Here is a 21,407-nt window from a genome sequence, read left to right as displayed (position 1 = left end):
CCTTAGTAACTACTTCCTATTTTTATTTTTGCCCAAAACGTTTAGGACAATATTGGATTATCTGCTGTTTTTTCTTGAAAAGTTTGCAGGATTGGAATAAAAGCACTACCTTTGCATCGACAATTTCCGCCACGCCTCTTTTCAATGCGTACCAGGGCGGAACTTTTGCTTTTTATACATTTATGGATTATACCAAACAACCGCTGAATTATCCCCAGATTCTTCAGATGCTGAAAGACCGGGGCCTAATCATCAGAAATGACAATGATGCTGTAGCACAGTTAAAAATCATGAGTTATTTCCGTCTGGCGAACTACCTTCGTCCTATGGAACAAGATAAGACAACTCATGTGTTCAAACCAAACAGCCATTTCGACAATGCCATCAATCTGTATTACTTTGACAAGAAATTAAGGGCATTGATTTTTACTGCTATCCAAAGTTTTGAAATTGCTCTTCGCTCAAAACTGATACACCATTTTTCGATGGCTTACGGTTCTTTTTGGATAATGGACAGAAATCTATTTACAGACAATAAAATTTTCACCGATTGCTCTATCCGTGTCCAACAGGAAGTATTCCGTTCAAAGGAAGATTTCATTCAGGAACACTTTGACAAATACTCAAATCCTATCATACCGCCCGTATGGAAAACTTTGGAAGTGGTCTCTTTCGGCACGTTGTCAAAGATTTTCTGCAACCTAAAAGACACTAAACTCAAGAAGAAAATTGCGAGGGAATTTAATTTGCCACAGCACGAATATCTTGAAAGTTGGTGTAAATGTGCCGTGGCATTGCGCAACTGTCTTGCACATCATTCTCGCACATGGAACAGAAGATACCCTCTGAAACCACAGCTTCCCGGTAAACTGAAAGGTGATTGGATTAATGCCTCCATAACACTGCCGACCAAACTCTATGCCCAGCTTTGCTGTCTGGCATACTTGCAGAATGCAACCCATCCCGGCAACGACTTCAAACAGCAGTTGAAATCATTACTGAAGGCTCATCCTAATGTCGATGTTACTGCGATGGGTTTCCCGGTCGGATGGGAAAACGAGCCGCTTTGGAAGTAAGGCAATTACTCAACCAAGATTTATTGCTGATTCCAAGCCTATTCTTCTGAAAGAAGTTGCCTAATTGAAATAAAATCATTACTTTTGACCGACAGTTTCCGCCACGCTTCCCATAGAACAGCGTACCAGGGCGGAACTTTTGTTTTTACATCCCTGATTATTTGCCTTCTGCGAAATTGATTTTGGTCGGAGAATTTGCAATAATTCCGACCAAAAATTTATTTAAAATCATTACTGAAGTCTCATTCTAATGTCGATATAGCATCAATAGGCTTCCTTGTTGACTGTGAAAACGAGCCACGGGGGGGGTGTGTATCAATGGCTGAAATACGTTTTTAACGTTAGAATATAAATAAGAAAAATCGTATCATAGTCTGGATACTTGGCTTGATACGACTTTTCTCAATCTTGTAATTACAATCAAAAATATTTTGAGAGTAATTGTGGTTTTACATCAGTCTTTTGTCATTCATGTGATTTTGTTGTTAAAACAAAAATCGCTTCATCATGATATGACTCTAAATCTTCAGTTAACCATTGCTCGGTTTCTCGAACACAATAGAACGAAATTACAATATCTTCCTGATTAACGCTCAAAACGATGTTAAACTTATCAGGAAATTCCTCCAGCAATTTAGCTAAAGCGAATGCAAAATTCAAACTTATTCTAAGAGTATATGCTGTATTCGGATATTTATCAACATATATTTTATTATTCGAATATTCATTTCCAGTTTTATCCTCATAATAAAGTTCAAATTTTTTTACAGATTTATAAGTGTAGCTATTCACATCCTTTCTAAACTCTACTCCGGTCTCTATATAGTTATAAAGCCTTCGAGGAATGGTTGTAGTTAAGAGAGGCTGGTATTCCATCTTATATCTGTTTAGAATAGTTTTCATATTCTCATTCATAGAAACGAGATATATAGAATTACTCATTCCCAAGATATTTATTTCCTGTTTGTATAGCTCTTTGTACATTTGGATTTGATAATTGTTCGTTTACTCTATTTGGTGCTGGTACATCCCATTTATTTGTTTTAGGGTCACGAGAATAAAAACGACCATCTTTATTATTATATAAATATTTGTTGTTTTTATTATCTTGAAAATGTATTTGTCCTGGCCGTTGTCCCGGATTTGGATTTTCAACATCAATTCGATTTCCTTTTGAATCTTTCCACAAAGTTTTACTATTGACTTTAGTTCCTCGATTATTGGATGCTGTCGAATTTCCAGTATCAAGATGTCCTTTCTTTTCAGAGAGATTTTTACCTGCAGTAGCCATCATTACAGCTCCGTGCGCTGTAAGACCTGCTCCAACAGCAGCATCAGCACCTACTATAACTACAACAACAGTAGAAGTTCCAAGCGAAGGACCTTCTGCAACGAGTCCTACCGTAGTAATAGATGTTCCACTTGCAACCATAGCAGAACCTGTACCACTTTCAATAGTTCCCACGGTTAGACTGGCAATATCACCAGCTGTTAATCCTGCATTGAAGTCCTTGGGATCTGAAACATTTCTCCCTGCATATGTTCGGATATTGGTTAATCCACCAGTAGCATTATCTACAAGAGCAGCACCAAATCCTTTTACTTTATCCCACCAATCTTGACCATTAGGGTCACTAAATCTTATTGGATTATTTCCTGTATAACAATATGAAGAATAATCCAAATACTTTTCTTGCATCGGATCTGTTGACATCCATAAACTTAGTCTCGGTTCATAGTACCTCGCTCCATAATAGTACATACCATTTTCTTCGTCAAATTCTTTTGCATTGAAGAGATAAGGCGTGTTCCATACATTGTTGCGTTCCTCTATGAAAACTTCTCCGAATGGCACATATTCAATGTGCTGCACAACTTCGCCGTCAAGATTGGTGATGTAGCTGGAACTACCAAGATGGTCGGGATGATAGTAGAACTGCAGGTTCTCATAGTTGTCTGGATCTTTGAATGACTTTACAACTGTACGAGACCGAGCTTTGTTAGCCTCTAATAGAGCACCCTGTGTTCCGTCATTGCAGCAGAATCCTTCGCCATCTGCATAGTTGTCGTTGTCGGTTCCGTTGTAAGGCACATCAAAGGTCTTGTAGTTGTCCTTGATTACCTGCTGTTGAGCCGCATACTTAGCTTTGTAGTTTACCGAAAGACCGTCAGTGTTGGCACCGGCATATTCGATACGGCGCGGGTCAGAGCCATAGGAGGCGAAATCGCCGACCTTAGACACAATGCGCTGGCTGCCTGCATAGATATGCTTGGTGTAACGACCTCCCTGGTTAGCAACGAGGTACGGACTTACATAGAGCGAGAACTTCGCGGTGTTGGTAGAGCCGCCGGAGAATACTCCGTTGACATAAACCTGATCGCTTTCGCCGGAAGTCTTGACTGTGCGCTCGCCGTCAGCATCATACCAGTAGTTGGACACGAAGCCGTTATCGTCCACTGCAAGCAGACGGTTTTCCTCGTCCCAGATGAGCTTGCGCTCTCTTGTGCCGACCTCATTATGTCCATCGTTCATCATACGTCCGGTGTTCACATATACAAGATTTCCGTTCTTATCATACAAATATACGTGATTATTTTCGATATTATTGTCTCCAGGAGTCTCTTCCGTGCGATAATTCACATCTTTAACACTTGCAAGCTGGAATTTCTTACCGGCTTCAGTACCGTATGTGTATGACAGGTCATAGCCCACATTGAGCGTACCATTGAACTGCACGTTGTCCTGAGTCAGATGCTGGCTCTTGGACTTGATGCGGTGCATGTTGTCGTAGCCCATGGCAAGGGTTTATAGGCACAATGTCAGTTGTGAGTGCCGATAAACATACCTTGCTATGTCAATGTTGACATTCAATTTATAAGTAGATGGGATACAGAGCGATGCAGGAGCGGTATCCTTCAAAATTAGTACACCGTCGGTACATCACGACCAAAAACAGGGCTGACCGGTGCCGGTTCTTACCGATGCAGCCGAGTTTTCAGGTCTTAACCAGCGTCACATCCGCAGTAGATGTGCAAGTGCGAGAAGCAATAATATAACAATGTAAGGCAGTGGTTAAGTTCCTGAAATAATTATTGTTGGGGAAAGTTGGGGAAAGTCTGCGGAATCTTGGGGAATATAGCGGTGGGGATAATCTTTTTTCATTCAGCTGTCGTTTCATTTGCAAAGACGGTCAGACAGATGACTGAATGAAACGAGCGATGAGCCGACAGACATTCACAGGCTCAATCAACCATTCATAAACCTGAATATCTGTCCGGACTTTCAGTTGTAACAATGTGCTTATGCACGTTCATCCATCTGCTTGCAGGTATGTATGAATGAACAGATGAACAAGTGAACAGATGAATGTCTTGACGTGTGAATGATTAAATGAATGTTCATACAGATGAAAGTGTGTATGTGTGAATAGATGAATGAACATTCCTGCAATCAGCCATACCGACAGACATATTGATGCTCACACATTCATTCCGCTGACTACACATATATAATAAGACTGGTTGAACGTAGTCAGTAAAACGCCTCCGCTGACATATCCATAACAGCACGGCACGGGTATCAATGTGTGCCCGAAAGAAAACAATTTGTCAAACCCAAATCCCCAAGATTTATGAGCGAACCGATATTCGTCGCTTTCGCTACCCAGAAGGGTGGCGTGGGCAAGTCAACTCTGACCACACTTGTGGCGAGTTACCTCTACTACAACGAGGGGATAGAGATTCTCGCTGTTGACTGCGACCATCCGCAGCACACGCTTGACACCTACCGGAAACATGACTTTACGGTGGTGGCGGAGAATCCCTATCTGAAAAAACTGACACACTCCTTTTTCCAGAAATTCAAGAGAAAGCTATACCGCATACTCTTGACACCGCCGGAAGATGCGGTGCAGGTGGCAAAGGATTATATTGCCGAAGGGCATGAGCCGGCAGTGGTGTTTTTCGACATCACAGGTACAATCAACAACCGTCACATAGTGGGCCTGTTGGCGCAGATGGATTATATCTTCGTGCCGATCACGACAGAAACGGGAGAAATGACAAGCTCCCTGACATTCGCAAACCATGTGCAGAACAAGATGCTCACCACGGGAAACACGCGGCTTAAAGCCGTGAACCTCGTCTGGAACAAAATACCGTCGAGGGAGAAGACAAAACTATGTGAAACAATCGATAAATACGCAGCCACATTAGGGCTGCACTCCCTCGACACAGTGATGGTGAACAGCACAAAGTTTGCAAAAGACGGTCAGCAGATCGGGCGGACGGGCATGTTCCGTTCCACTATGCTACCACCTGACAAACGGCTGATGAAAGGCACCAATCTTGAAGCCCTCGTTTCAGAAATCAGGAACATAATCAAAGTATAGCCTATGGCAAAGAAAGAAGAAAACTTTAACGCCGATGATTTTATAGAATCATTCCGCGAAGATGCCATGCCGACATTCCATTCAGTCAAGAAGCCCAAGCAGGAAAATGACAGCGACGACATCAAGCCCGAAAATGTGACAGACGGGGAAAAGGTGTCGAAAATGGAGATTGCAAAAGAGATTATCGACCTTGATTTATCCACGGCGGAAGAACAATTTATCCGGACTTTCGTAGCCGACAGCGAATATACATCGGTTGCAAAGCGAGGTCGCCAAATCTCCGTATGCAACGAGCATCGCCGCAAAATCCAGAAGATGCTGATACTTTTCAGCGAGGACACCACCATTGCCGGATACATATACAATGTGCTTGAAGAACATTTCAAGACATTCGATGATGTGATCCAGAGCCTTTATAAAAAAGTAGCAAACACCAAACTCTGACAGACAATGACAAAGACAAGATTCTGCGACCTCCATGTATGTGCCCGGCACATGGGCGAGGTCAACACCAATACCAATAATCCCGAAGAAGCCGAAATCGAGCAGTATTCATCGGAATACCTTGTGCCGGCAGTTGTCGGTTGCCGCAAAGGTATCTTCGTACCCCGTGAGCTGGTTGACAAGCTCGCCAAAATCGTGGCACTCTTTGATGTGCCGGATTTGACGATAGGCGCTTTCGTCACCAACGTGCTGGTCGATCATCTTATGACTAACCGCGATGTAATCAACGAACTCACCAACCGGGGCAATATCAAGACCGCGTTATGACAACACTCGTATCTATCATAGTGGGAGCGGTGGCATTGTCAAACATCGGCGCGGTGCTGTACCTTGTGGTATCCAACAACCGCATGACGCGCCGCAACTCCGACAGTGCGGCTCCGCCCGAACCGTCACAACCGCCCGAAGATGAAGAACCTGAAAAAGAAATACCGCAGGCCGGAATAGGCAGAAGCAAACTTGACTATTCGCAGATTGAGGCTGCGGTACAGGCGGCAATCGCAAAAGCGGTGCCCATAGCATTGCAGTCCGTTATCGGGGAGGTGCAGCTCGAACACGTTGTGTTCGCCGAAGATGAGGAAGAAAACGCCGCCGAGGAACAAACACCCGCCGAAAAGGAGGAAAAGGAGAAGAAATCCCCCACGCTCGAAGGCGACGAGGTTGATGAGGCGTTTCAGGACGACCGCATAGATGATGCCGATCCCGACATAGTATCACCGCAAGGGGCGAAATGCGCCACGATGCACGAAATCGAAGATTCGGTGAATACGGCGATGAACCCCGACGCGACACCGGAGCAACAGGCGAAAGCCGGAAAGATACTCGATGAGGTAAGGGATACCGAACTTATGGAGCGTCTTATGACCGACAAGGATATAGAACGTGGCGTTATGCGCTGTATCAAGGAAAGTTTCCGCGCTGAACTGGCGCAACATGGCAAAAACGTCCCCAAGCGTAAAACTCCCGCGCCCAAACCGGCTACTGCGGCAAAGAAAACGGAAAAGCCGTTTACCATCGCCGATGATCTGGCAAGTTTCAATCCTGAAGACCTAATCTGAAAACCCATCAAATGACAAAAATTGACTATGGCTGACACCGTTAGCCGACCCTCCCGAAACACTTACCACTGAATCCATCCAAAAATCCGTGGCGGGGCAATCTTGCTCCGCCACACAAAAACAAGACAAATTATGACAAAGAGAAAAATTCTTTTCACGCTGTTCGTAGCAGCAACCGTAATCAATTCATTTGCCGCCGGTAACGGCATGGCAGGTATCAACGAAGCCACCTCTATGGTGAGTGGATATTTTGACCCCGGCACCAAACTGGTGTACGCCATCGGCGCAGTCGTCGGACTTATCGGCGGTATCAAGGTTTACTCCAAGTTCAGCTCCGGCGACCCAGACACGAGCAAGACCGCCGCATCGTGGTTCGGCGCCTGCATCTTCCTTATCGTTGCCGCGACAATTCTCCGTTCCTTCTTCCTCTGATTCCCGTCGTCATGGAATACTCCATTAACAAGGGGATTGGCGAAACGGTGGAATACAAAGGGCTTAAAGCGCAGTATCTGTTTATCTTCGCCGCCGGACTGCTGGCATTGTTCGTGCTGTTCGTGGTGATGTATATGTGCGGTGTTCCGCAATGGTTCTGCATAGGCTTCGGTGCCGTGTCAGCCACGGCATTGGTGGCGCTGACATTCAGGCTCAACGCCAGATACGGAAGATACGGGCTTATGAAAGTCGCCGCCGTCAAATACCATCCCCGCTACATCATAAACCGACGTCGGCTCACCCGCATTGTGGGCCGACGCAGAAAGGAGGTGCAAAATGAGAAACACGCTTAAAGCCACGACACTTGAAAGCAAGCTGCCCATACTCTCGGTTGAGAATGGCTGTCTGATTTCCAAAGACGCAGACATTACCGTTGCCTTCGAGGTAACTCTGCCCGAACTGTTCACGGTCACATCCGCTGAATATGAGGCCATGCACTCGGCATGGTGCAAGGCGATGAAGGTGCTGCCCAATTTCAGCGTCGTGCATAAGCAGGACTGGTTTGTTACGGAGAGATACTCGCCGGAACTTGCAAAGGAGAATCTTTCCTTTCTCGACCGCTCTTTTGAACGGCATTTCAACGAGCGCCCGTATATGGCACACCGCTGTTATCTGTTCCTTACAAAAACCACACGGGAGCGTATGCGCCAGCAGAGCAATTTCTCGACACTCTGCCGCGGACGCATCATACCGAAAGAGGTTAACCGCGAAACAGTCACCAAGTTTATGGAAGCCGTGGAGCAGTTTGAGCGGATTATCAACGACACCGGCCTTATACGGCTTGCCCGTATGTCTGACGATGATATTCTCGGCACCGATACCCGGTCGGGCTTGCTGGAAAAATACCTTTCACTGTCAATGGAAGATGTGACCTGCCTTGAAGATATTGACCTGTCGGCGAAATCAATGCGCGTGGGCGACAAGCTGCTGTGCCTTCACACACTGTCAGACACCGATGATCTTCCGGCAAAGGTTGCTACCGACAGCCGATATGAAAGGCTCTCCACCGACCGTTCCGATTGCCGCCTGTCATTCGCCTCTCCCGTCGGGTTGCTCCTGCCTTGCAACCACATATACAACCAATATGTGCTGATTGATGACAGCGAGGAAAACCTCCAGCGGTTTGAAAAGACCGCGCGAAATATGGTGTCGCTGTCGCGTTACTCCCGTGGCAACGCTATCAATGCCGAGTGGATAGACCGCTATCTGAACGAGGCCCGTTCATACGGACTTATTTCAGTAAGGGCACATTTCAATGTGATAGCATGGAGCGAAGATGCCGATGAACTGCGCAGGGTTAGGAACGATGTCGGGAGCCAGCTTGCGGTAATGGGGTGTATGCCACGGCACAACACCATCGACTGCCCGACATTGTTCTGGGCGGCGATACCGGGCAATGAGGCTGATTTTCCCGCAGAGGAAAGTTTTTACACATTCCTTGAACCGGCTACATGTTTCTTCACGGCGGAAACGAACTACCGTTCCTCCATGTCGCCATTCGGCATAAAGATGGTTGACAGGCTTACAGGTAAGCCGCTGCATCTTGACATATCCGACGAGCCTATGAAACGTGGCATAACCACAAACCGCAACAAATTCATTCTCGGCCCGTCGGGTAGCGGAAAATCCTTCTTCACCAACCACATGGTAAGACAGTATTATGAGCAGGGCACCCACATAGTGCTGATTGACACCGGCAATTCCTACGAAGGACTGTGCGGACTTATCAACCGCAAGACCCGTGGCAAAGACGGCATATATCTGACTTACGATGAGAACGACCCGATTTCATTCAATCCGTTCTATACCGAAGACGGGGTGTTTGACATCGAAAAGAAAGAGAGTATCAAGACGCTCCTTCTGACACTCTGGAAGAAAGGCAACGAGGAAGCGACCCGTGGCGAGGAAAATGCAATTTCCACAGCGCTGTCGCTGTTCATTGACCGAATGAAAGCCGATGAATCCGTTGTGCCGTCGTTCAACTCTTTCTATGAATATGTGCGTGGCGATTACCGCCGGATACTTACCGAAAAAAGGTATCGTGAAAAGGACTTTGACATAGACAGTTTCCTGAACGTGCTTGAACCGTATTACAAAGGGGGCGAATATGACTACCTGCTGAACTCCGACAGGCAGATAGACCTGCTCAACCGCCGTTTCATAGTCTTTGAGATTGACAAGCTGAAAGACCACCCGATACTGTTCCCGGTGACGACAATCATAATCATGGAGCTGTTCATCAACAAGATGCGCCGTCTTAAAGGTGTGCGCAAGATGATTCTGATTGAGGAAGCGTGGAAAGCCATCGCATCATCGAACATGGCTTCCTATGTGAAATACCTCTACAAGACCGTCCGCAAGTATTTCGGCGAGGCCGTGGTAGTGACACAGGAGGTTGACGACATAATATCGTCGCCCATTGTCAAGGATTCAATCATAAACAACTCCGACTGCAAGATACTGCTCGACCAGCGAAAATATATGAACAAGTTCGATCAGATCCAGTCGTTGCTCGGACTTACCGACAAGGAAAAGGCGCAGATACTCTCCATCAACCTCGCTAACAACCCCAATCGCCTTTATAAAGAGGTATGGATCGGACTTGGCGGCACACAGTCTGCCGTCTATGCCACAGAGGTATCCCCGCAAGAGTATCTTGCCTATACCACCGAGGAAACGGAGAAAATCGAGGTGCTGCGCCTTGCCGATACACTGGGCGGAGATATTGAAACGGCAATCAAGAGGATTGCGGAAGAAAGGGACAACAAACAATAATAAGAAAAATGAAATGCCTGAAACAGATTCTGAAAATCATTATGGGCGTGATATTCGCGGTTCTCCTTGTCTATTACGCCGTGGCGAAGATGATAATCACATTCGCCAGAAGCTTACGATAAAACCATAACGACCACAAAATCCAAAATAAAATGACTAAAAAAAGAAACAAAACCAGATGGCTGCTGCCGCTTTTCCTTCTTTGCCTGATGCTCGGCACCGGAAAAGCGAGGGCGCAATGGACGGTAATTGACCCGTCAAACATCGCGCAGAGCATCGTAAACAACTCAAAATCACTTGTGCAGGAGTCGCAGACGGCCACGCACATGGTGAAAAACTTTCAGGAAACCGTGAAGATTTACCAACAGGCGAAGAAATATTACGACGCACTCCAATCGGTGAACAACCTTGTCCGCGATGCCCGCAAGGTGCAGCAGACAATCCTGATGCTCGGCAATATCTCCGGCTACTATGTGAACAACTTTCAGAAGATGCTCACGGATCCCAATTTCACCTCGGCTGAACTGTCGGCCATCGCCTCCGGCTACACCCGTATTCTTGAAGAAGCCAACGGTGTGTTGGGCGAATTGAAGAATGTGGTTAACATAACCACCCTTTCAATGACCGACAAAGACCGCATGGACGTGGTGGACGACTGCTACAAGGAGATGAAACGGTTGAAGAATCTCACCGCCTACTACACCAATAAGAATATAAGTGTTTCATATCTGCGTGCGCAGAAGAAAGCCGACACCAAGCGGGTGGTGGCTCTCTACGGTGACGGCAGTGAAAAATATTGGTGATGCCTATGCTCTGTTCGATAGATTTCAACAACCTGCACACCATACTGCGGTCGCTTTACGATGAGATGATGCCGCTGTGCGAGAATATGTCGGGTGTGGCGCAGGGGATAGCCGGATTGGGCGCCCTGTTCTTCGTTGCCTACCGTATATGGCAGGCGCTGGCACGGGCCGAGCCTATTGATGTGTTCCCGTTGCTGCGTCCTTTCGTGATAGGATTCTGCATAATGTTTTTCCCGACGGTGGTTCTGGGCACAATCAATTCCGTAATGTCGCCGATTGTGCAAGGCACGGCAAGTATGCTCGAAGGGCAGACGCTCGATATGCAGAAATACCGCGAGGAAAAAGACCGTCTGGAATATGAGGCCATGATGCGTGACCCCTCAACAGCCTACCTTGTTGACGATGCCGAGTTTGACAGGCAGATAGATGAGTTGGGCGTTACCGAGGTCGGCACAGCCGCCGGTATGTATATCGAGCGTGGAATGTACAAGATGAAGAAGGCGATTTCCAACTTTTTCCGTGAGCTGCTTGAAATGCTGTTCCAAGCTGCATCACTCACCATCGACACAATACGCACATTCTTCCTTATAGTGCTGGCGATACTCGGCCCCATAAGTTTTGCGATCTCCGTCTGGGACGGATTCCAGAACACCCTCGTACAATGGATATGCCGATACATTCAGACTTACCTGTGGCTCCCGGTCGCAGACCTGTTCAGCACGATACTCGCCAAGATACAGGTTCTGATGTTGCAGAACGACATTTCAGAGCTGACAAACAACCCGAATGTCAATCTTGACAGCTCAAATACCTGTTACATACTATTTATGATAATCGGCATTGTGGGGTATTTCACAATCCCCACGGTATCCAACTGGATTATTCAGGCCGGAGGCATGGGCAGCTATAACCGAGCGGTCAACAATACTGCGATGCAGGCCGGGTCATTGGCAGGCAGTGTCGGCGGTGCGGTAGCCGGAAATGTGGCAGGCAGAGCCGGAAAGTTATTGAAATGACAATTAAACACTGATTAAATGGAGTTCAAATCATTAAAGAATATCGAAACATCATTCCGGCAGATAAGGCTGTTCGGGATAGTTATGGTGAGCCTTTGCTCACTGGTGGCAATATTATCGGTGGTGTTCTCGCTGCGGTTTGCAGAGAAACAGCGTGAAAAAATCTATGTCCTTGACAACGGCAAGTCGCTTATGCTTGCCTTGTCGCAGGATATGAGCCAGAACCGCCCGGCAGAGGCACGGGAGCATGTCAGACGCTTTCACGAACTGTTCTTTACTCTATCACCCGACAAATCGGCAATAGAGCATAACATCAACCGCGCCCTGATTCTCGCCGATAAGAGTGCCTACAACTACTATTCCGATTTTACCGAAAAGGGATATTATAACCGAGTGATAGCCGGAAACATCAACCAAGTCGCGCAGGTTGACAGCGTGGTATGCGATTTCAACGAATACCCGTACATCGCCAAGACATACGCTCGTCAGTTGATTATACGCCAAAGCAATGTGACGGAACGTACATTGGTGACAGTGTGCAAGCTGCTCAACTCGTCGCGCTCCGATGACAATCCCAACGGATTCACGATAGAAGGTTTCACTATCCTTGAAAACAAGGATATAAGAACCGTAAAACGATAAATCACTAAATCCAAGTCATAATGAGAAAAATGAAAATTATTCCCGACGGTGTGCGCCATGCCTTGAACGAAGCGGTGCATATCCCCAAGAGCCGCATGAAAGGGTGGCTCAAAAACAAGTGTGACGCTCTCGACCAGAAGCAGCGTTTTCGCGTGGTGGCTGTCGCCTTTACCGTCTTCATGCTGACGACGCTCTACATTTTCGGCAACGCCTGTTACCGTATCGGCAAGGGCGATGCGGCGAAACACAGGATTGAGCATATAAAGCCGCTTGACATTCCGCAAAGTGTAAAATCCGACAACTTGACACCGATAGCCGATGAACTTTGATTTCTTTAAGCGAGGGAGCAGCGCCGAGCGCAAACCCTTGACGGAAGCGCAGAAACAATGGCGCAAGAAATATCTGATAGTGTTTCCGGCATTGTTCATTTCATTCCTCGGCTGTCTGTGGCTTATCTTCGGCGGCGCACTTTCGGAAGAAAGCACCGATACGGGTAAGGCCAATATGGAGCTGCCCGACGGATCCAGCGACGGCATTGAAGGCAACAAGACAAAACTGATGGAGGCACAGGCGGCACAGGAAGCCAAGCAGCGGCAGAACGTGAATATATCGCTGTTCGATTCCGCCAACGGCCAATCGTCCGACCTGAACCTTGCCGTACAGCCCGATACGGTTGCCCCCGATAACCAAGCCATACAAACGTCGGCAATCACATATCAAGAGGTGCAGGCGTCACTTGATGATTTCTTTATACCGGAGAATACCGAGGCTTCACAGATGGCGGAGTTGCAGGCGAGGATTGATGAGCTTGAAGCGCAGAACGCTATGGCACAGCAACCGCAGCAGCCGGATCAGATGGAAATGCTTGAACGCTCCTATCAACTCGCCGCCCAATATATGGGCAATGGCAATGGCAATGGTGGCGGTTATCAGACACCGCCACAACCGGAGGAAAAAGGTAAACGCAATGTGCAACCCGTGGCGCAGGTAAGCCGCAATGTGGTGTCCTCGCTCAATTCTTCTTCCGCCGGCCGTGGTTTCAATACCTCGGTAGGGGTAAAATCGGTAACAACCAAAAACACAATTTCAGCGGTCATCGCCGGAAATCAGAGCGTGATTGACGGTGAAAGTGTGAAATTGAGGACTACCGAGCCTATGTGGATTGGCAACCGTCTTGTCCCGCGCAATACAACTATCGTTGGCAGCGGTCGTGTTCAGGGAGAACGCCTTGAAATAGAGATAACCTCAATAGAGTGCGAAGGCTCAATATTTGAGGTGGAGTTGCAGGTCTTTGACTCCGACGGTCAGGAAGGTATCAATATCCCTCAGTCTATGGAGAGTGACGCTCTGCATGAGATTGGGGCCAATATGGGCAGCACTATGGGCAGTTCAATCAACATCTCCACCAATACAGGAGCGCAGATAGCATCCGATGTCGGTCGAGGGCTTATCAATGGTGTGTCACAGTATCTTACAAAGAAGATGCGAACTGTCAAAGTACACCTCAAAGCCGGATACCGCGTGATGCTCCACCAGCCGGAAAATCAATAATAACATCAAAACAACAAACCCACTAAATCCAAATTAAAGATGAAATTGAAAACATTTATTCTTTCCGCCATTGCCATAATCGGCATGGCAACCCCGGCTTTTGCCAAAGGCAAAGCCGCCAAAAGTACCGATAACAACGTGTCGTCTGACACTGAAACGGTAGCCGAACACGACATGAACGTGTACGGTGCGAACTACACCGACGGCGACAAGTTTGAGGGTCTTACCCGCAAAGTCAGCTTTGACCGAATGATACCGCCTCACGCACTGGAAGTTGCGTATGAGAAAACGACACACATCATCTTCCCTTCCGAAGTCGTCTATGTTGACCTCGGCAATGAGAACCTCGTCGCCGGACTTGCCGACGGTGCGAAAAATGTGCTGCGTGTCAAATCGGCTTTCAAGTCGTTCAAGACTGAAACAAACCTGTCGGTAATTACTGAAGATGGCAGCTACTATTCATTCAACGTGAAATTCGCCAAAGAGCCGCTGTTGCTCAACATCGAGATGACCGATTTTCTCCATGACGGCGAAGCGGTCAATCGTCCCAACAACGCACAGGAGATCTATCTGGAAAAACTCGGTCAGGAGTCGCCGATGCTTGTAAAATTGATTATGAAATCTATCCACAAGCAGAACAAACGTGAAATAAAGCACATAGGTAGCAAACGCTTCGGAGTGCAGTTCCTTCTCAAATCAATCTACACCAACAACGGGTTGCTCTATTTCCACACCGAACTGAAGAATACATCAAACATCGCTTTTGATATTGATTTTGTGTCGTTCAAGATTGTGGACAAGAAAGTTATCAAGCGAACCGCCATGCAGGAACAGGTACTCGAACCGCTCCGCGCCCAGAACTATGTGACTGTTGTTCACGGCAAATCATCTGAAAGAACCGTGTTCGCTCTGGAAAAATTCACTATCCCCGACGACAAACAGCTCGTTATCGAGGTCGCCGAAAAGGAAGGCGGCCGCCATCAGTCTTTCGTGGTGGAGAACGAGGATATTGTGAGAGCCAACGTAATTGACGAATTAAGCATACACTAAACGATGAGAAAAGCGATGATAATCTTCGCTGCCATGCTTGCCCTTTTCACGGGGCAGGCAATGGCCCAGCGATGCCTCCCCGGAATGTCAGCGGTTGAGGTAAAGGCAAATATGGCTGACGGTTTTTATACCGGCGACTCCCGCAACTGCGGCTATTCTTTTGGAGTATATTACTCCGTGTTCAAAGGTAACGCCAACACATGGACTTTCGGTGGAGAGTATCTCAAAACTTACAAACCATACGGCGAAAAAGGTCGTATCCCTGTGGCTGAGTTTACAGGCGAGGTCGGTTACAATCTCCACCTGTTGAGCGACTACTCGCAGACTTTCCACCTCTACGGCGGCGTGTCTGCCCTCGGAGGATATGAAACGGTAAACTGGGGTAAGTCGGTGTTGTCCGACGGATCCACGCTCCACAACGGCGATGCCTTCATATATGGTGGCGCACTGACCGTTCAGGCTGACTTTTATCTCTCCGATAAAATTGCACTGACAGCCAATGTGAAAGAGCGGTTTGTGTTCGGCAACTCAACGGGCCATTTCCATACACAGTATGGTGTCGGTGTCAAATTCATAATCGAATGAGCCTATGGGAATGACAGTAATTGACCTTGACATAAAAAATCTTCCTCTTGAAGATTTTATGAAGGCTATGGGCTTTGAGCCGATAAACCGGAACAACAACCTTCTGACCTACGAGTCGCCATATTCGGCAAATGGCAATATCGTTGTGGATACCGATGCCAACGGCTGGTACGATAAGGCGCAACCCGAAAAAATGTATGGCGGCATATATGACCTCGCCTATGAGATAATCGGCAGTGCCAATAAATCGGAACTGAACCTGTTCATCGCCTCGGAAATGAAAAAGGTTCGTGATGTGAAAATGTATCATGTCACGGCAAACGCTCCTGAAAGGAAACAGGAACTGCCGCAACGCAAACGTGGTATGCGCCTATGAACATCGACGCTATCCGACAAATCCCGTTGGTGGATTTTCTCAACCACCTCGGCTATCAGCCGACCGGACGCGACAGCAAAGGACTGTGGTTCTACTCTCCATACCGCAATGAGCGTAAGCCCTCGTTCCATGTCAACCCGCGCAAAAATTTATGGTTCGACTTCGGGAGCGGTGCCGGTGGCGACATCTTCAACCTTGCCGGAGAGTTGACAGGCGAAACAGACTTCATCAAACGGGCGGAGTTCATCGCCCAAAAGATGCAGCTGCCGGTTGAGAAGCCTTACAAACCCGTGCCATTCGTTGAGCAACCTACATTTGAGAATGTCGAAATATCGCGTCTGGAGTCGCCGATACTTCTGAACTACCTCGCTGACCGTGGCATACCCCGTGACATCGCCCAACGCTACTGCGTGCAGGTTGACTACACGCTTCATGGCAAACGATACTATGCCATCGGTTTTGAGAACAATGCCCACGGATATGAGTTGCGCAACCCGTTTTTCAAGGGAGCATATCCACCGAAAAACATCACGCATATCGCCAACGGTAACCTACGGTGCAACGTGTTTGAAGGCTTTATAGACTTTCTTTCAGCGGAAAGGCTGGGCTATAATGACGGTAACGACAGCGTGGTTCTCAACTCCGTGTCAAATCTCAACAAGGCAATACCTTGTCTGCAACACTATCCGCTTGTGCTATGCTATCTCGATAACGATGTGGCAGGTCGCGCGGCTCTCGCCAAACTCCAACGCGAATTTGGCGACAAGGTGGCGGATAAATCCTCGCTCTATCCTCAATACAAGGATCTGAATGACTATCTGATGTCACTCACTCCGAAAAAATCCAAATCAACAAAATCAAAATTAAAACTCTGAAAAATTATGACTACAATTCTCAATAAGATTGGCGCGATGCGCCTCACTCCCGCCCGGTTCTTCGGGTTCTTTCTCCGTTCCACTACGAAAGCGCTTTGCGGTTACTGGGCAACACTCTTTGCCCTCGTGTTCACTCTCTCGTCCTGCTCTGACGACCTCGATGTGCAACAGTCCTATCCGTTCACGGTGGAGGTAATGCCCTTCGCTGAAAAGATAACCAAAGGACAGATCGTGGAGCTGCGCTTTGAAATTCAGCCGGAAGGCAACTATACCAACACCCTCTATACAATCCGCTATTTCCAGTATGACGGCGAGGGTACACTCAAACTCGTTGACGGCCCGGTGCTGGTTAACAATGATCGTGTGCTGCTCGAAAGCAAGACATTCCGTTTGAACTACACCGCCAAATCTTCCGATGCACATAAATTCCTTGTGGTCGTGGAAGATAATTTCGGCTCTACCCCGTGGGAACAGACATTTGAGTTCAACGGAAAAAGCGAAAGCGACGACAACGGCGGAATTACAATCCAGCCCGTAAATCCCGGAACATTAACACCGATCAGCCGATGAAAAAACTGCTGTTCTTCTTTGTGGCGTTGCTGATCCTTGCGGCAGCAACGCCCGCCCACGCGACAAAAAGGAGCATTATGGAGTTGCCGTTGTTTGAACGTGCCGTGCTGATAATCAAGAAATTTGAAACGATGCACCACCCGAAGCACTGGCCCTATGTGGGCTACGGTCATTGTGTCCAGCCGGGAGAGCCATATCGCCGAGGTTGTCAACTGACCGAGGCACAAGCTGACGTACTACTTCGCAAAGACCTCCGCAAATTCTGCGCCCTATACTCCCAATACGGCAAGGACAGCGTTCTATTGGGTGCATTAGCCTACAACTGCGGTCCCGGCGTTGTCAACAAATCCTCAATACTGAAAAAACTCCGCCACGGCGACCGAAACATATTCAAGGAATACACCGCCCACTGCCGCTACAAAGGTAAATTACACAAACAACTCCACCAACGTAGGCTGACTGAGTTCGCCGCATTATTCCTTGAGTAAAGCGCCAGCTTGTAAATCGTTAATTCCTAACTTCTGTAGTTCATGGACATACTTAACAGGCACCACAGGAGATGTTCTTGATCTTATAAAGTAAAAACGGCCATCATAATCTTGAAAAACTTGGTCTTTACCTCGTTGATAACCAGTTTTTATGCTCGAAAGACTTGACTTAGGAATATCAAGATTATCCGCCTCAATTTTTCCCCAGCCCAAACGTTCTAATACGAGTTCACTTATGAGGATTCCTTGAATATATTGGGGTGCAACAAATACTTTGGGACTATTTGAGATTTGGATAAGATTTTTCTTGGTGTCTATGTCACATACAACGACAGTATCAAACTCTATATCTACATACTGTTCGCTTTCTTCAGGCGCATACCCTATTGTCAGTACAACACTGACAATCTGACCTTTCTCAATATTGTTTAAGTCCATGATTTTGTAGAATTAAGAATATACCTACAACAAAACAAAAACCGTGCCAAACGCCGCCTTTTGGCGGCCGAAATTTTTAGCAAAATGAGCGGGTAACTCTATATCACATAGGGTTACTCGCTCTGTTTACGACTATGGCGTTGGTCGTTATTTCTTCTTATTCAGCCATTCATCACGCTTGAGTCGGCACTCTGCGAGTGTGGGAGCGACACAAGAGAACAGTTCGTTGTCGGTATCTCGGTAGTCGTACATCACACGGCTTATCCGCTTGCCACGATGGGCAGAGTAGAAAGTTTCGTATTGTTCAGTGCCGGGAGCGGTGGTTGTACTCACTCCGTTGGCGGTCATTTTCGTTGCCATATTCATCAGTGTTTTAGAAATTCACAATCATTATTCGCTGGTCGAATGTCTTTTCAGGGTCGCTGACCTTACGTTGCTTTACCCAAAAGTGGTGGTTGCCATAGCCATATAGGAAAAACTTGTTGAGGTCGGTGCGCTCGGCGCATACGGCTACGGTTTCCCTCAGTTCGGTTTCATTGCGTGTCAGCAATATGCGGTTTATGAGGTCTAACACAACCGCTCTTATCTTATCGTCAAAGTCAAAAATCAGACTTTCAATTATCACGTTCATTTCTTTTGGAGTTTTGTGACCTGCGCCATTGCTGACGCAGGTCGGATTAAACATTTAGGCGGTCATTCTCTTGCGGATTAACTTGGCGTTGCTGTTGACAAGGTTGATGATGCGGTCGTGGTATTCAGTGTCCTTGTTGTATTTGCCGTGGCACTGCACCACTTTGAGGGTACGCAAGTCAACCTCTACGGTTTCAACTATCTGTCCGTCAATTCTTGCTGAAAGAATTAGGGTGTCGGCTTTAAGGTAATATCCTGCACCGAACACGCAGATGTCTTGCTTTTTCCCTTCTTCATAGTATTCATCTATGCTTTCAAGTACCTTTACACATATTTCATTGTCGGTGATTACCAATCCGAAGAATTTTGATTTGAGAGCCTTGAACTCTTCTTCTCGTTCTTTCTCTTGGAGCAGTTGTTGCTGTTCACGCTCACGCTGTGCTATCTCGGCTTGGCGCATACGCTCGGCTATCGCCTTATCTCTCTTGGCGTCTATCATTCGGTTGACTCGGTCGTGTGCCTCAATGAAATCATTAGGGCAGATATTCTTGGGGTTGCGTATATCTTTGCCCAAATTCTTCAGCATCATCAGATAGTCACACCACATTCCGATATTGTTGATTTTATAGTGATGGCGTTTGGCTATCAGATACGATGCCCAAAGATTGTCGGCAGTTGTGCGATTGGATAGAAAGTATTTCATTTCCTCAATCTCTCCGGCTTTCATCAGCGTTTCAATCCGTGGGTCGGAAAGCAGAGCCTTGAAAAGACGCACGGGAGATACTCCGTGGAAATTGCCCTTGAACCCATTTCGTTTTAGTTGCGGAAGAATAGACATTTTCGGATATACATCGCTCAACGCCACAACATCGTCATAAAGGCTGTTGTGCGGTCGTATCTCCATATCGCTGTCCAAAGCCCATACATCGCAGTAGCAGAACGTAAAGCCACGGAGCAGAGCCATATCGGTAACTTTGGCATCGGGAGAAATCCACCTTTGGACTACCTCGGTGCAGTAGAACCGCATCGGCTCTCCCTTACGGCTTTCATAGCGCACTTGTGCCACTCGTATAACTTGAAATCCCTTGCAAGTGGTTATCACGCTGAAATAGCTTGTTTGGTTTTGGGTGCGCTTGCGTGTTTCCTGCACTTTGAGTTCAGTACCGCAGTTGGGGCAACTGCAACCGCAAAGTGTGTCAACAAGTGTGCCTTTGGTATGCCAGACGTGACCGCAGTCGGGGCAAGTAGTCGTACCATTTTTGGTGCGGTAGGCTATATGTTCAATGCAATGCTTGTATGCCCATTCGGTCTGCGCCGATGATATGGGGCGGAGAGTGGCAGATAATTTCGCCACTTGTTTCTGTAATGCTGTCTTGGGTTTCATAGCAGTGCGGTGTTAAAAGTCAAAAAGACTGGGTTGAACATCTTGGGTTTTCTTTTCGGTGGCTTTCTTGGGTTGGATAGGCTTGCGCAGTTTTGCCATTTCTTCCTGTCGCAGACGCTCTATTGCGTCTTGTCGTGCCTGTTCCTTTTCTTCCTCGGTCAACTCTACCGTATGGTTTACCACCATTTGGCAGTTGATTGGGTTGCCAACCTCTATTTCATTTTCCTCGTAGTAGTGTATAGCCATTCCGAAGATTTCATCATCGGCAAAGCCGTTGCAACCGCTTTTCTGCACCTCGTTGATTATGTAGGTCACGCAGTCTTCCACCGATTTTGAGGGATTGGAGAATTTGACAGCGAAAAGTGCGTCATTCTCTGCACGTTTTTCAAGATACTCGCGGATAGTGTCCTCAAATGCCACTGACCCTTTGTTTTGTCTGTTGCTTGCCATAGTCGTAATATTTTATAGATGTGTTTAGAATGTTGCCAATATGATTTCCTCTCGGTATGCGTCGTGTACCTCTGCGAACAGCCAACTTATGAACAGCTTGCGCCCTGCGGGTTTCAGTTCTCGGTATAGCTGACGGAAGAAAGAAATGTTGCCGTTGAGATAGGTTTCCACCATATACTCAAATATGTTGTCAACTCCGTAATACTTGGATTGCTGAACGAATGTCTTGCCGTGTCTTTTAGTTGTTGCCATA

The 21,407-nt window shown here is 47.1% G+C and carries 26 protein-coding genes and 1 pseudogene; 19 read left to right on the top strand and 8 right to left on the bottom strand.

Annotated elements, in window-relative coordinates; all coding sequences use genetic code 11:
* Positions 1 to 1,076: Abi family protein (locus E5354_RS11325; RefSeq protein WP_246863799.1), on the top strand; the 1,076-nt coding region annotated here is incomplete at its 5' end.
* 465 nt (positions 1,077 to 1,541) lie between these two features.
* On the opposite strand, the gene E5354_RS11320 is transcribed toward E5354_RS11325, so the two are convergent.
* Positions 1,542 to 1,952 (bottom strand): hypothetical protein, encoded by a 411-nt coding sequence (locus tag E5354_RS11320; RefSeq protein WP_135947545.1) that lies wholly within the window; start codon positions 1,950 to 1,952, stop codon positions 1,542 to 1,544.
* 58 nt (positions 1,953 to 2,010) lie between these two features.
* Positions 2,011 to 3,882, bottom strand: a pseudogene (locus E5354_RS14300) (RHS repeat-associated core domain-containing protein); the annotation flags it as partial.
* A gap of 826 nt (positions 3,883 to 4,708) precedes the next feature.
* Between E5354_RS14300 and E5354_RS11310 the strand changes: the two are divergent.
* The 18 genes from E5354_RS11310 to E5354_RS11225 all read left to right on the top strand — a co-directional run bounded on the left by E5354_RS11310 (position 4,709) and on the right by E5354_RS11225 (position 18,252).
* Positions 4,709 to 5,467, top strand: a complete 759-nt coding sequence (locus E5354_RS11310; protein WP_135947543.1) for a ParA family protein — start codon at positions 4,709 to 4,711, stop codon at positions 5,465 to 5,467.
* A 3-nt stretch (positions 5,468 to 5,470) separates the two neighbouring features.
* Complete coding sequence (locus tag E5354_RS11305) at positions 5,471 to 5,911, top strand: DUF3408 domain-containing protein (RefSeq protein ID WP_135947542.1); 441 nt, start codon at positions 5,471 to 5,473, stop codon at positions 5,909 to 5,911.
* Between the two features lie 6 nt (positions 5,912 to 5,917).
* Positions 5,918 to 6,238, top strand: a complete 321-nt coding sequence (locus E5354_RS11300) for a DUF3408 domain-containing protein (protein ID WP_135947541.1) — start codon at positions 5,918 to 5,920, stop codon at positions 6,236 to 6,238.
* Positions 6,235 to 7,029: a hypothetical protein gene (locus E5354_RS11295; protein WP_135947540.1), complete on the top strand. Its 795-nt coding sequence runs from the start codon at positions 6,235 to 6,237 to the stop codon at positions 7,027 to 7,029. Before E5354_RS11300 ends, E5354_RS11295 begins: the two co-directional genes overlap by 4 nt.
* Positions 7,030 to 7,161: 132 nt before the next feature.
* On the top strand, positions 7,162 to 7,461 hold the full coding sequence (locus E5354_RS11290) for a DUF4134 domain-containing protein (RefSeq protein WP_135947539.1): 300 nt from the start codon (positions 7,162 to 7,164) through the stop codon (positions 7,459 to 7,461).
* An 11-nt stretch (positions 7,462 to 7,472) separates the two neighbouring features.
* Positions 7,473 to 7,814: a DUF4133 domain-containing protein gene (locus E5354_RS11285; protein WP_135947538.1), complete on the top strand. Its 342-nt coding sequence runs from the start codon at positions 7,473 to 7,475 to the stop codon at positions 7,812 to 7,814.
* Positions 7,798 to 10,296: a TraG family conjugative transposon ATPase gene (locus E5354_RS11280; protein WP_135947537.1), complete on the top strand. Its 2,499-nt coding sequence runs from the start codon at positions 7,798 to 7,800 to the stop codon at positions 10,294 to 10,296. Before E5354_RS11285 ends, E5354_RS11280 begins: the two co-directional genes overlap by 17 nt.
* A 152-nt stretch (positions 10,297 to 10,448) precedes the next feature.
* A complete protein-coding gene (locus tag E5354_RS11275) occupies positions 10,449 to 11,099 on the top strand; it encodes a DUF4141 domain-containing protein (protein WP_135947536.1) in 651 nt (216 codons plus the stop codon).
* Positions 11,100 to 11,116: 17 nt separating this feature from the next.
* Entirely contained in the window at positions 11,117 to 12,115 is a 999-nt protein-coding gene (gene traJ, locus E5354_RS11270; protein WP_121697938.1) for a conjugative transposon protein TraJ, read from the top strand.
* An 18-nt stretch (positions 12,116 to 12,133) separates the two neighbouring features.
* The gene (gene traK, locus E5354_RS11265; RefSeq protein ID WP_121697912.1) at positions 12,134 to 12,757 is read left to right on the top strand and encodes a conjugative transposon protein TraK; all 624 of its coding nucleotides are present in this window, start codon (positions 12,134 to 12,136) and stop codon (positions 12,755 to 12,757) included.
* A 20-nt stretch (positions 12,758 to 12,777) separates the two neighbouring features.
* Positions 12,778 to 13,086: a TraL conjugative transposon family protein gene (locus E5354_RS11260; protein WP_135947535.1), complete on the top strand. Its 309-nt coding sequence runs from the start codon at positions 12,778 to 12,780 to the stop codon at positions 13,084 to 13,086.
* The gene (traM, locus tag E5354_RS11255) at positions 13,076 to 14,308 is read left to right on the top strand and encodes a conjugative transposon protein TraM (protein WP_135947534.1); all 1,233 of its coding nucleotides are present in this window, start codon (positions 13,076 to 13,078) and stop codon (positions 14,306 to 14,308) included. The genes E5354_RS11260 and traM overlap by 11 nt, the downstream gene beginning before the upstream one ends.
* 84 nt (positions 14,309 to 14,392) lie before the next feature.
* Entirely contained in the window at positions 14,393 to 15,358 is a 966-nt protein-coding gene (gene traN, locus E5354_RS11250) for a conjugative transposon protein TraN (RefSeq protein WP_370649247.1), read from the top strand.
* A 3-nt stretch (positions 15,359 to 15,361) separates the two neighbouring features.
* Entirely contained in the window at positions 15,362 to 15,943 is a 582-nt protein-coding gene (locus E5354_RS11245) for a conjugal transfer protein TraO (protein WP_135947532.1), read from the top strand.
* A 4-nt stretch (positions 15,944 to 15,947) separates the two neighbouring features.
* Entirely contained in the window at positions 15,948 to 16,319 is a 372-nt protein-coding gene (locus E5354_RS11240; protein WP_135947531.1) for a hypothetical protein, read from the top strand.
* Positions 16,316 to 17,194, top strand: coding sequence for a toprim domain-containing protein (locus tag E5354_RS11235; RefSeq protein WP_135947530.1), 879 nt, complete (start codon positions 16,316 to 16,318; stop codon positions 17,192 to 17,194). Before E5354_RS11240 ends, E5354_RS11235 begins: the two co-directional genes overlap by 4 nt.
* 36 nt (positions 17,195 to 17,230) lie before the next feature.
* Positions 17,231 to 17,764, top strand: coding sequence for a DUF3872 domain-containing protein (locus E5354_RS11230; RefSeq protein WP_135947547.1), 534 nt, complete (start codon positions 17,231 to 17,233; stop codon positions 17,762 to 17,764).
* Complete coding sequence (locus tag E5354_RS11225) at positions 17,761 to 18,252, top strand: lysozyme (protein WP_135947529.1); 492 nt, start codon at positions 17,761 to 17,763, stop codon at positions 18,250 to 18,252. Before E5354_RS11230 ends, E5354_RS11225 begins: the two co-directional genes overlap by 4 nt.
* On the opposite strand, the gene E5354_RS11220 is transcribed toward E5354_RS11225, so the two are convergent.
* The 6 genes from E5354_RS11220 to E5354_RS11195 form a co-directional block, all read right to left on the bottom strand.
* Positions 18,238 to 18,690 carry a hypothetical protein gene (locus E5354_RS11220; protein WP_135947528.1) on the bottom strand — a complete coding sequence of 151 codons (453 nt, stop codon included), beginning with the start codon at positions 18,688 to 18,690 and terminating at the stop codon, positions 18,238 to 18,240. The genes E5354_RS11225 and E5354_RS11220 overlap by 15 nt on opposite strands.
* A 147-nt stretch (positions 18,691 to 18,837) precedes the next feature.
* On the bottom strand, positions 18,838 to 19,050 hold the full coding sequence (locus tag E5354_RS11215; RefSeq protein WP_135947527.1) for a DUF3873 domain-containing protein: 213 nt from the start codon (positions 19,048 to 19,050) through the stop codon (positions 18,838 to 18,840).
* Positions 19,051 to 19,063: 13 nt separating this feature from the next.
* Positions 19,064 to 19,321, bottom strand: coding sequence for a hypothetical protein (locus E5354_RS11210; RefSeq protein ID WP_135947526.1), 258 nt, complete (start codon positions 19,319 to 19,321; stop codon positions 19,064 to 19,066).
* A gap of 54 nt (positions 19,322 to 19,375) precedes the next feature.
* Positions 19,376 to 20,704 (bottom strand): PcfJ domain-containing protein, encoded by a 1,329-nt coding sequence (locus E5354_RS11205; RefSeq protein WP_135947525.1) that lies wholly within the window; start codon positions 20,702 to 20,704, stop codon positions 19,376 to 19,378.
* A 12-nt stretch (positions 20,705 to 20,716) separates the two neighbouring features.
* Positions 20,717 to 21,154 (bottom strand): PcfK-like family protein, encoded by a 438-nt coding sequence (locus E5354_RS11200; RefSeq protein ID WP_135947524.1) that lies wholly within the window; start codon positions 21,152 to 21,154, stop codon positions 20,717 to 20,719.
* 24 nt (positions 21,155 to 21,178) lie between these two features.
* On the bottom strand, positions 21,179 to 21,406 hold the full coding sequence (locus E5354_RS11195) for a hypothetical protein (protein ID WP_135947523.1): 228 nt from the start codon (positions 21,404 to 21,406) through the stop codon (positions 21,179 to 21,181).
* Position 21,407: the final 1 nt, after the last annotated feature.

Source organism: Muribaculum sp. NM65_B17, assembly GCF_004793735.1.
GTDB classification, from domain to species: Bacteria; Bacteroidota; Bacteroidia; order Bacteroidales; family Muribaculaceae; genus Muribaculum; species Muribaculum gordoncarteri.
Note: the sequence above shows the minus strand (reverse complement) of the source record. Positions and strands in the feature narration are given on the sequence as shown.

What these genes read in the sequence shown, in the direction of transcription:
- E5354_RS11320 (WP_135947545.1), bottom strand. Translation starts at nt 1,952, where the DNA reads ATGGAATACCAGCCTCTCTTAACTACAACCATTCCTCGAAGGCTTTAT.
- E5354_RS11310 (WP_135947543.1), top strand. Translation starts at nt 4,709, where the DNA reads ATGAGCGAACCGATATTCGTCGCTTTCGCTACCCAGAAGGGTGGCGTG.
- E5354_RS11305 (WP_135947542.1), top strand. Translation starts at nt 5,471, where the DNA reads ATGGCAAAGAAAGAAGAAAACTTTAACGCCGATGATTTTATAGAATCA.
- E5354_RS11300 (WP_135947541.1), top strand. Translation starts at nt 5,918, where the DNA reads ATGACAAAGACAAGATTCTGCGACCTCCATGTATGTGCCCGGCACATG.
- E5354_RS11295 (WP_135947540.1), top strand. Translation starts at nt 6,235, where the DNA reads ATGACAACACTCGTATCTATCATAGTGGGAGCGGTGGCATTGTCAAAC.
- E5354_RS11290 (WP_135947539.1), top strand. Translation starts at nt 7,162, where the DNA reads ATGACAAAGAGAAAAATTCTTTTCACGCTGTTCGTAGCAGCAACCGTA.
- E5354_RS11285 (WP_135947538.1), top strand. Translation starts at nt 7,473, where the DNA reads ATGGAATACTCCATTAACAAGGGGATTGGCGAAACGGTGGAATACAAA.
- E5354_RS11280 (WP_135947537.1), top strand. Translation starts at nt 7,798, where the DNA reads ATGAGAAACACGCTTAAAGCCACGACACTTGAAAGCAAGCTGCCCATA.
- E5354_RS11275 (WP_135947536.1), top strand. Translation starts at nt 10,449, where the DNA reads ATGACTAAAAAAAGAAACAAAACCAGATGGCTGCTGCCGCTTTTCCTT.
- traK (WP_121697912.1), top strand. Translation starts at nt 12,134, where the DNA reads ATGGAGTTCAAATCATTAAAGAATATCGAAACATCATTCCGGCAGATA.
- E5354_RS11260 (WP_135947535.1), top strand. Translation starts at nt 12,778, where the DNA reads ATGAGAAAAATGAAAATTATTCCCGACGGTGTGCGCCATGCCTTGAAC.
- traM (WP_135947534.1), top strand. Translation starts at nt 13,076, where the DNA reads ATGAACTTTGATTTCTTTAAGCGAGGGAGCAGCGCCGAGCGCAAACCC.
- traN (WP_370649247.1), top strand. Translation starts at nt 14,393, where the DNA reads ATGGCAACCCCGGCTTTTGCCAAAGGCAAAGCCGCCAAAAGTACCGAT.
- E5354_RS11245 (WP_135947532.1), top strand. Translation starts at nt 15,362, where the DNA reads ATGAGAAAAGCGATGATAATCTTCGCTGCCATGCTTGCCCTTTTCACG.
- E5354_RS11240 (WP_135947531.1), top strand. Translation starts at nt 15,948, where the DNA reads ATGGGAATGACAGTAATTGACCTTGACATAAAAAATCTTCCTCTTGAA.
- E5354_RS11235 (WP_135947530.1), top strand. Translation starts at nt 16,316, where the DNA reads ATGAACATCGACGCTATCCGACAAATCCCGTTGGTGGATTTTCTCAAC.
- E5354_RS11230 (WP_135947547.1), top strand. Translation starts at nt 17,231, where the DNA reads ATGCGCCTCACTCCCGCCCGGTTCTTCGGGTTCTTTCTCCGTTCCACT.
- E5354_RS11225 (WP_135947529.1), top strand. Translation starts at nt 17,761, where the DNA reads ATGAAAAAACTGCTGTTCTTCTTTGTGGCGTTGCTGATCCTTGCGGCA.
- E5354_RS11220 (WP_135947528.1), bottom strand. Translation starts at nt 18,690, where the DNA reads ATGGACTTAAACAATATTGAGAAAGGTCAGATTGTCAGTGTTGTACTG.
- E5354_RS11215 (WP_135947527.1), bottom strand. Translation starts at nt 19,050, where the DNA reads ATGGCAACGAAAATGACCGCCAACGGAGTGAGTACAACCACCGCTCCC.
- E5354_RS11210 (WP_135947526.1), bottom strand. Translation starts at nt 19,321, where the DNA reads ATGAACGTGATAATTGAAAGTCTGATTTTTGACTTTGACGATAAGATA.
- E5354_RS11205 (WP_135947525.1), bottom strand. Translation starts at nt 20,704, where the DNA reads ATGAAACCCAAGACAGCATTACAGAAACAAGTGGCGAAATTATCTGCC.
- E5354_RS11200 (WP_135947524.1), bottom strand. Translation starts at nt 21,154, where the DNA reads ATGGCAAGCAACAGACAAAACAAAGGGTCAGTGGCATTTGAGGACACT.
- E5354_RS11195 (WP_135947523.1), bottom strand. Translation starts at nt 21,406, where the DNA reads ATGGCAACAACTAAAAGACACGGCAAGACATTCGTTCAGCAATCCAAG.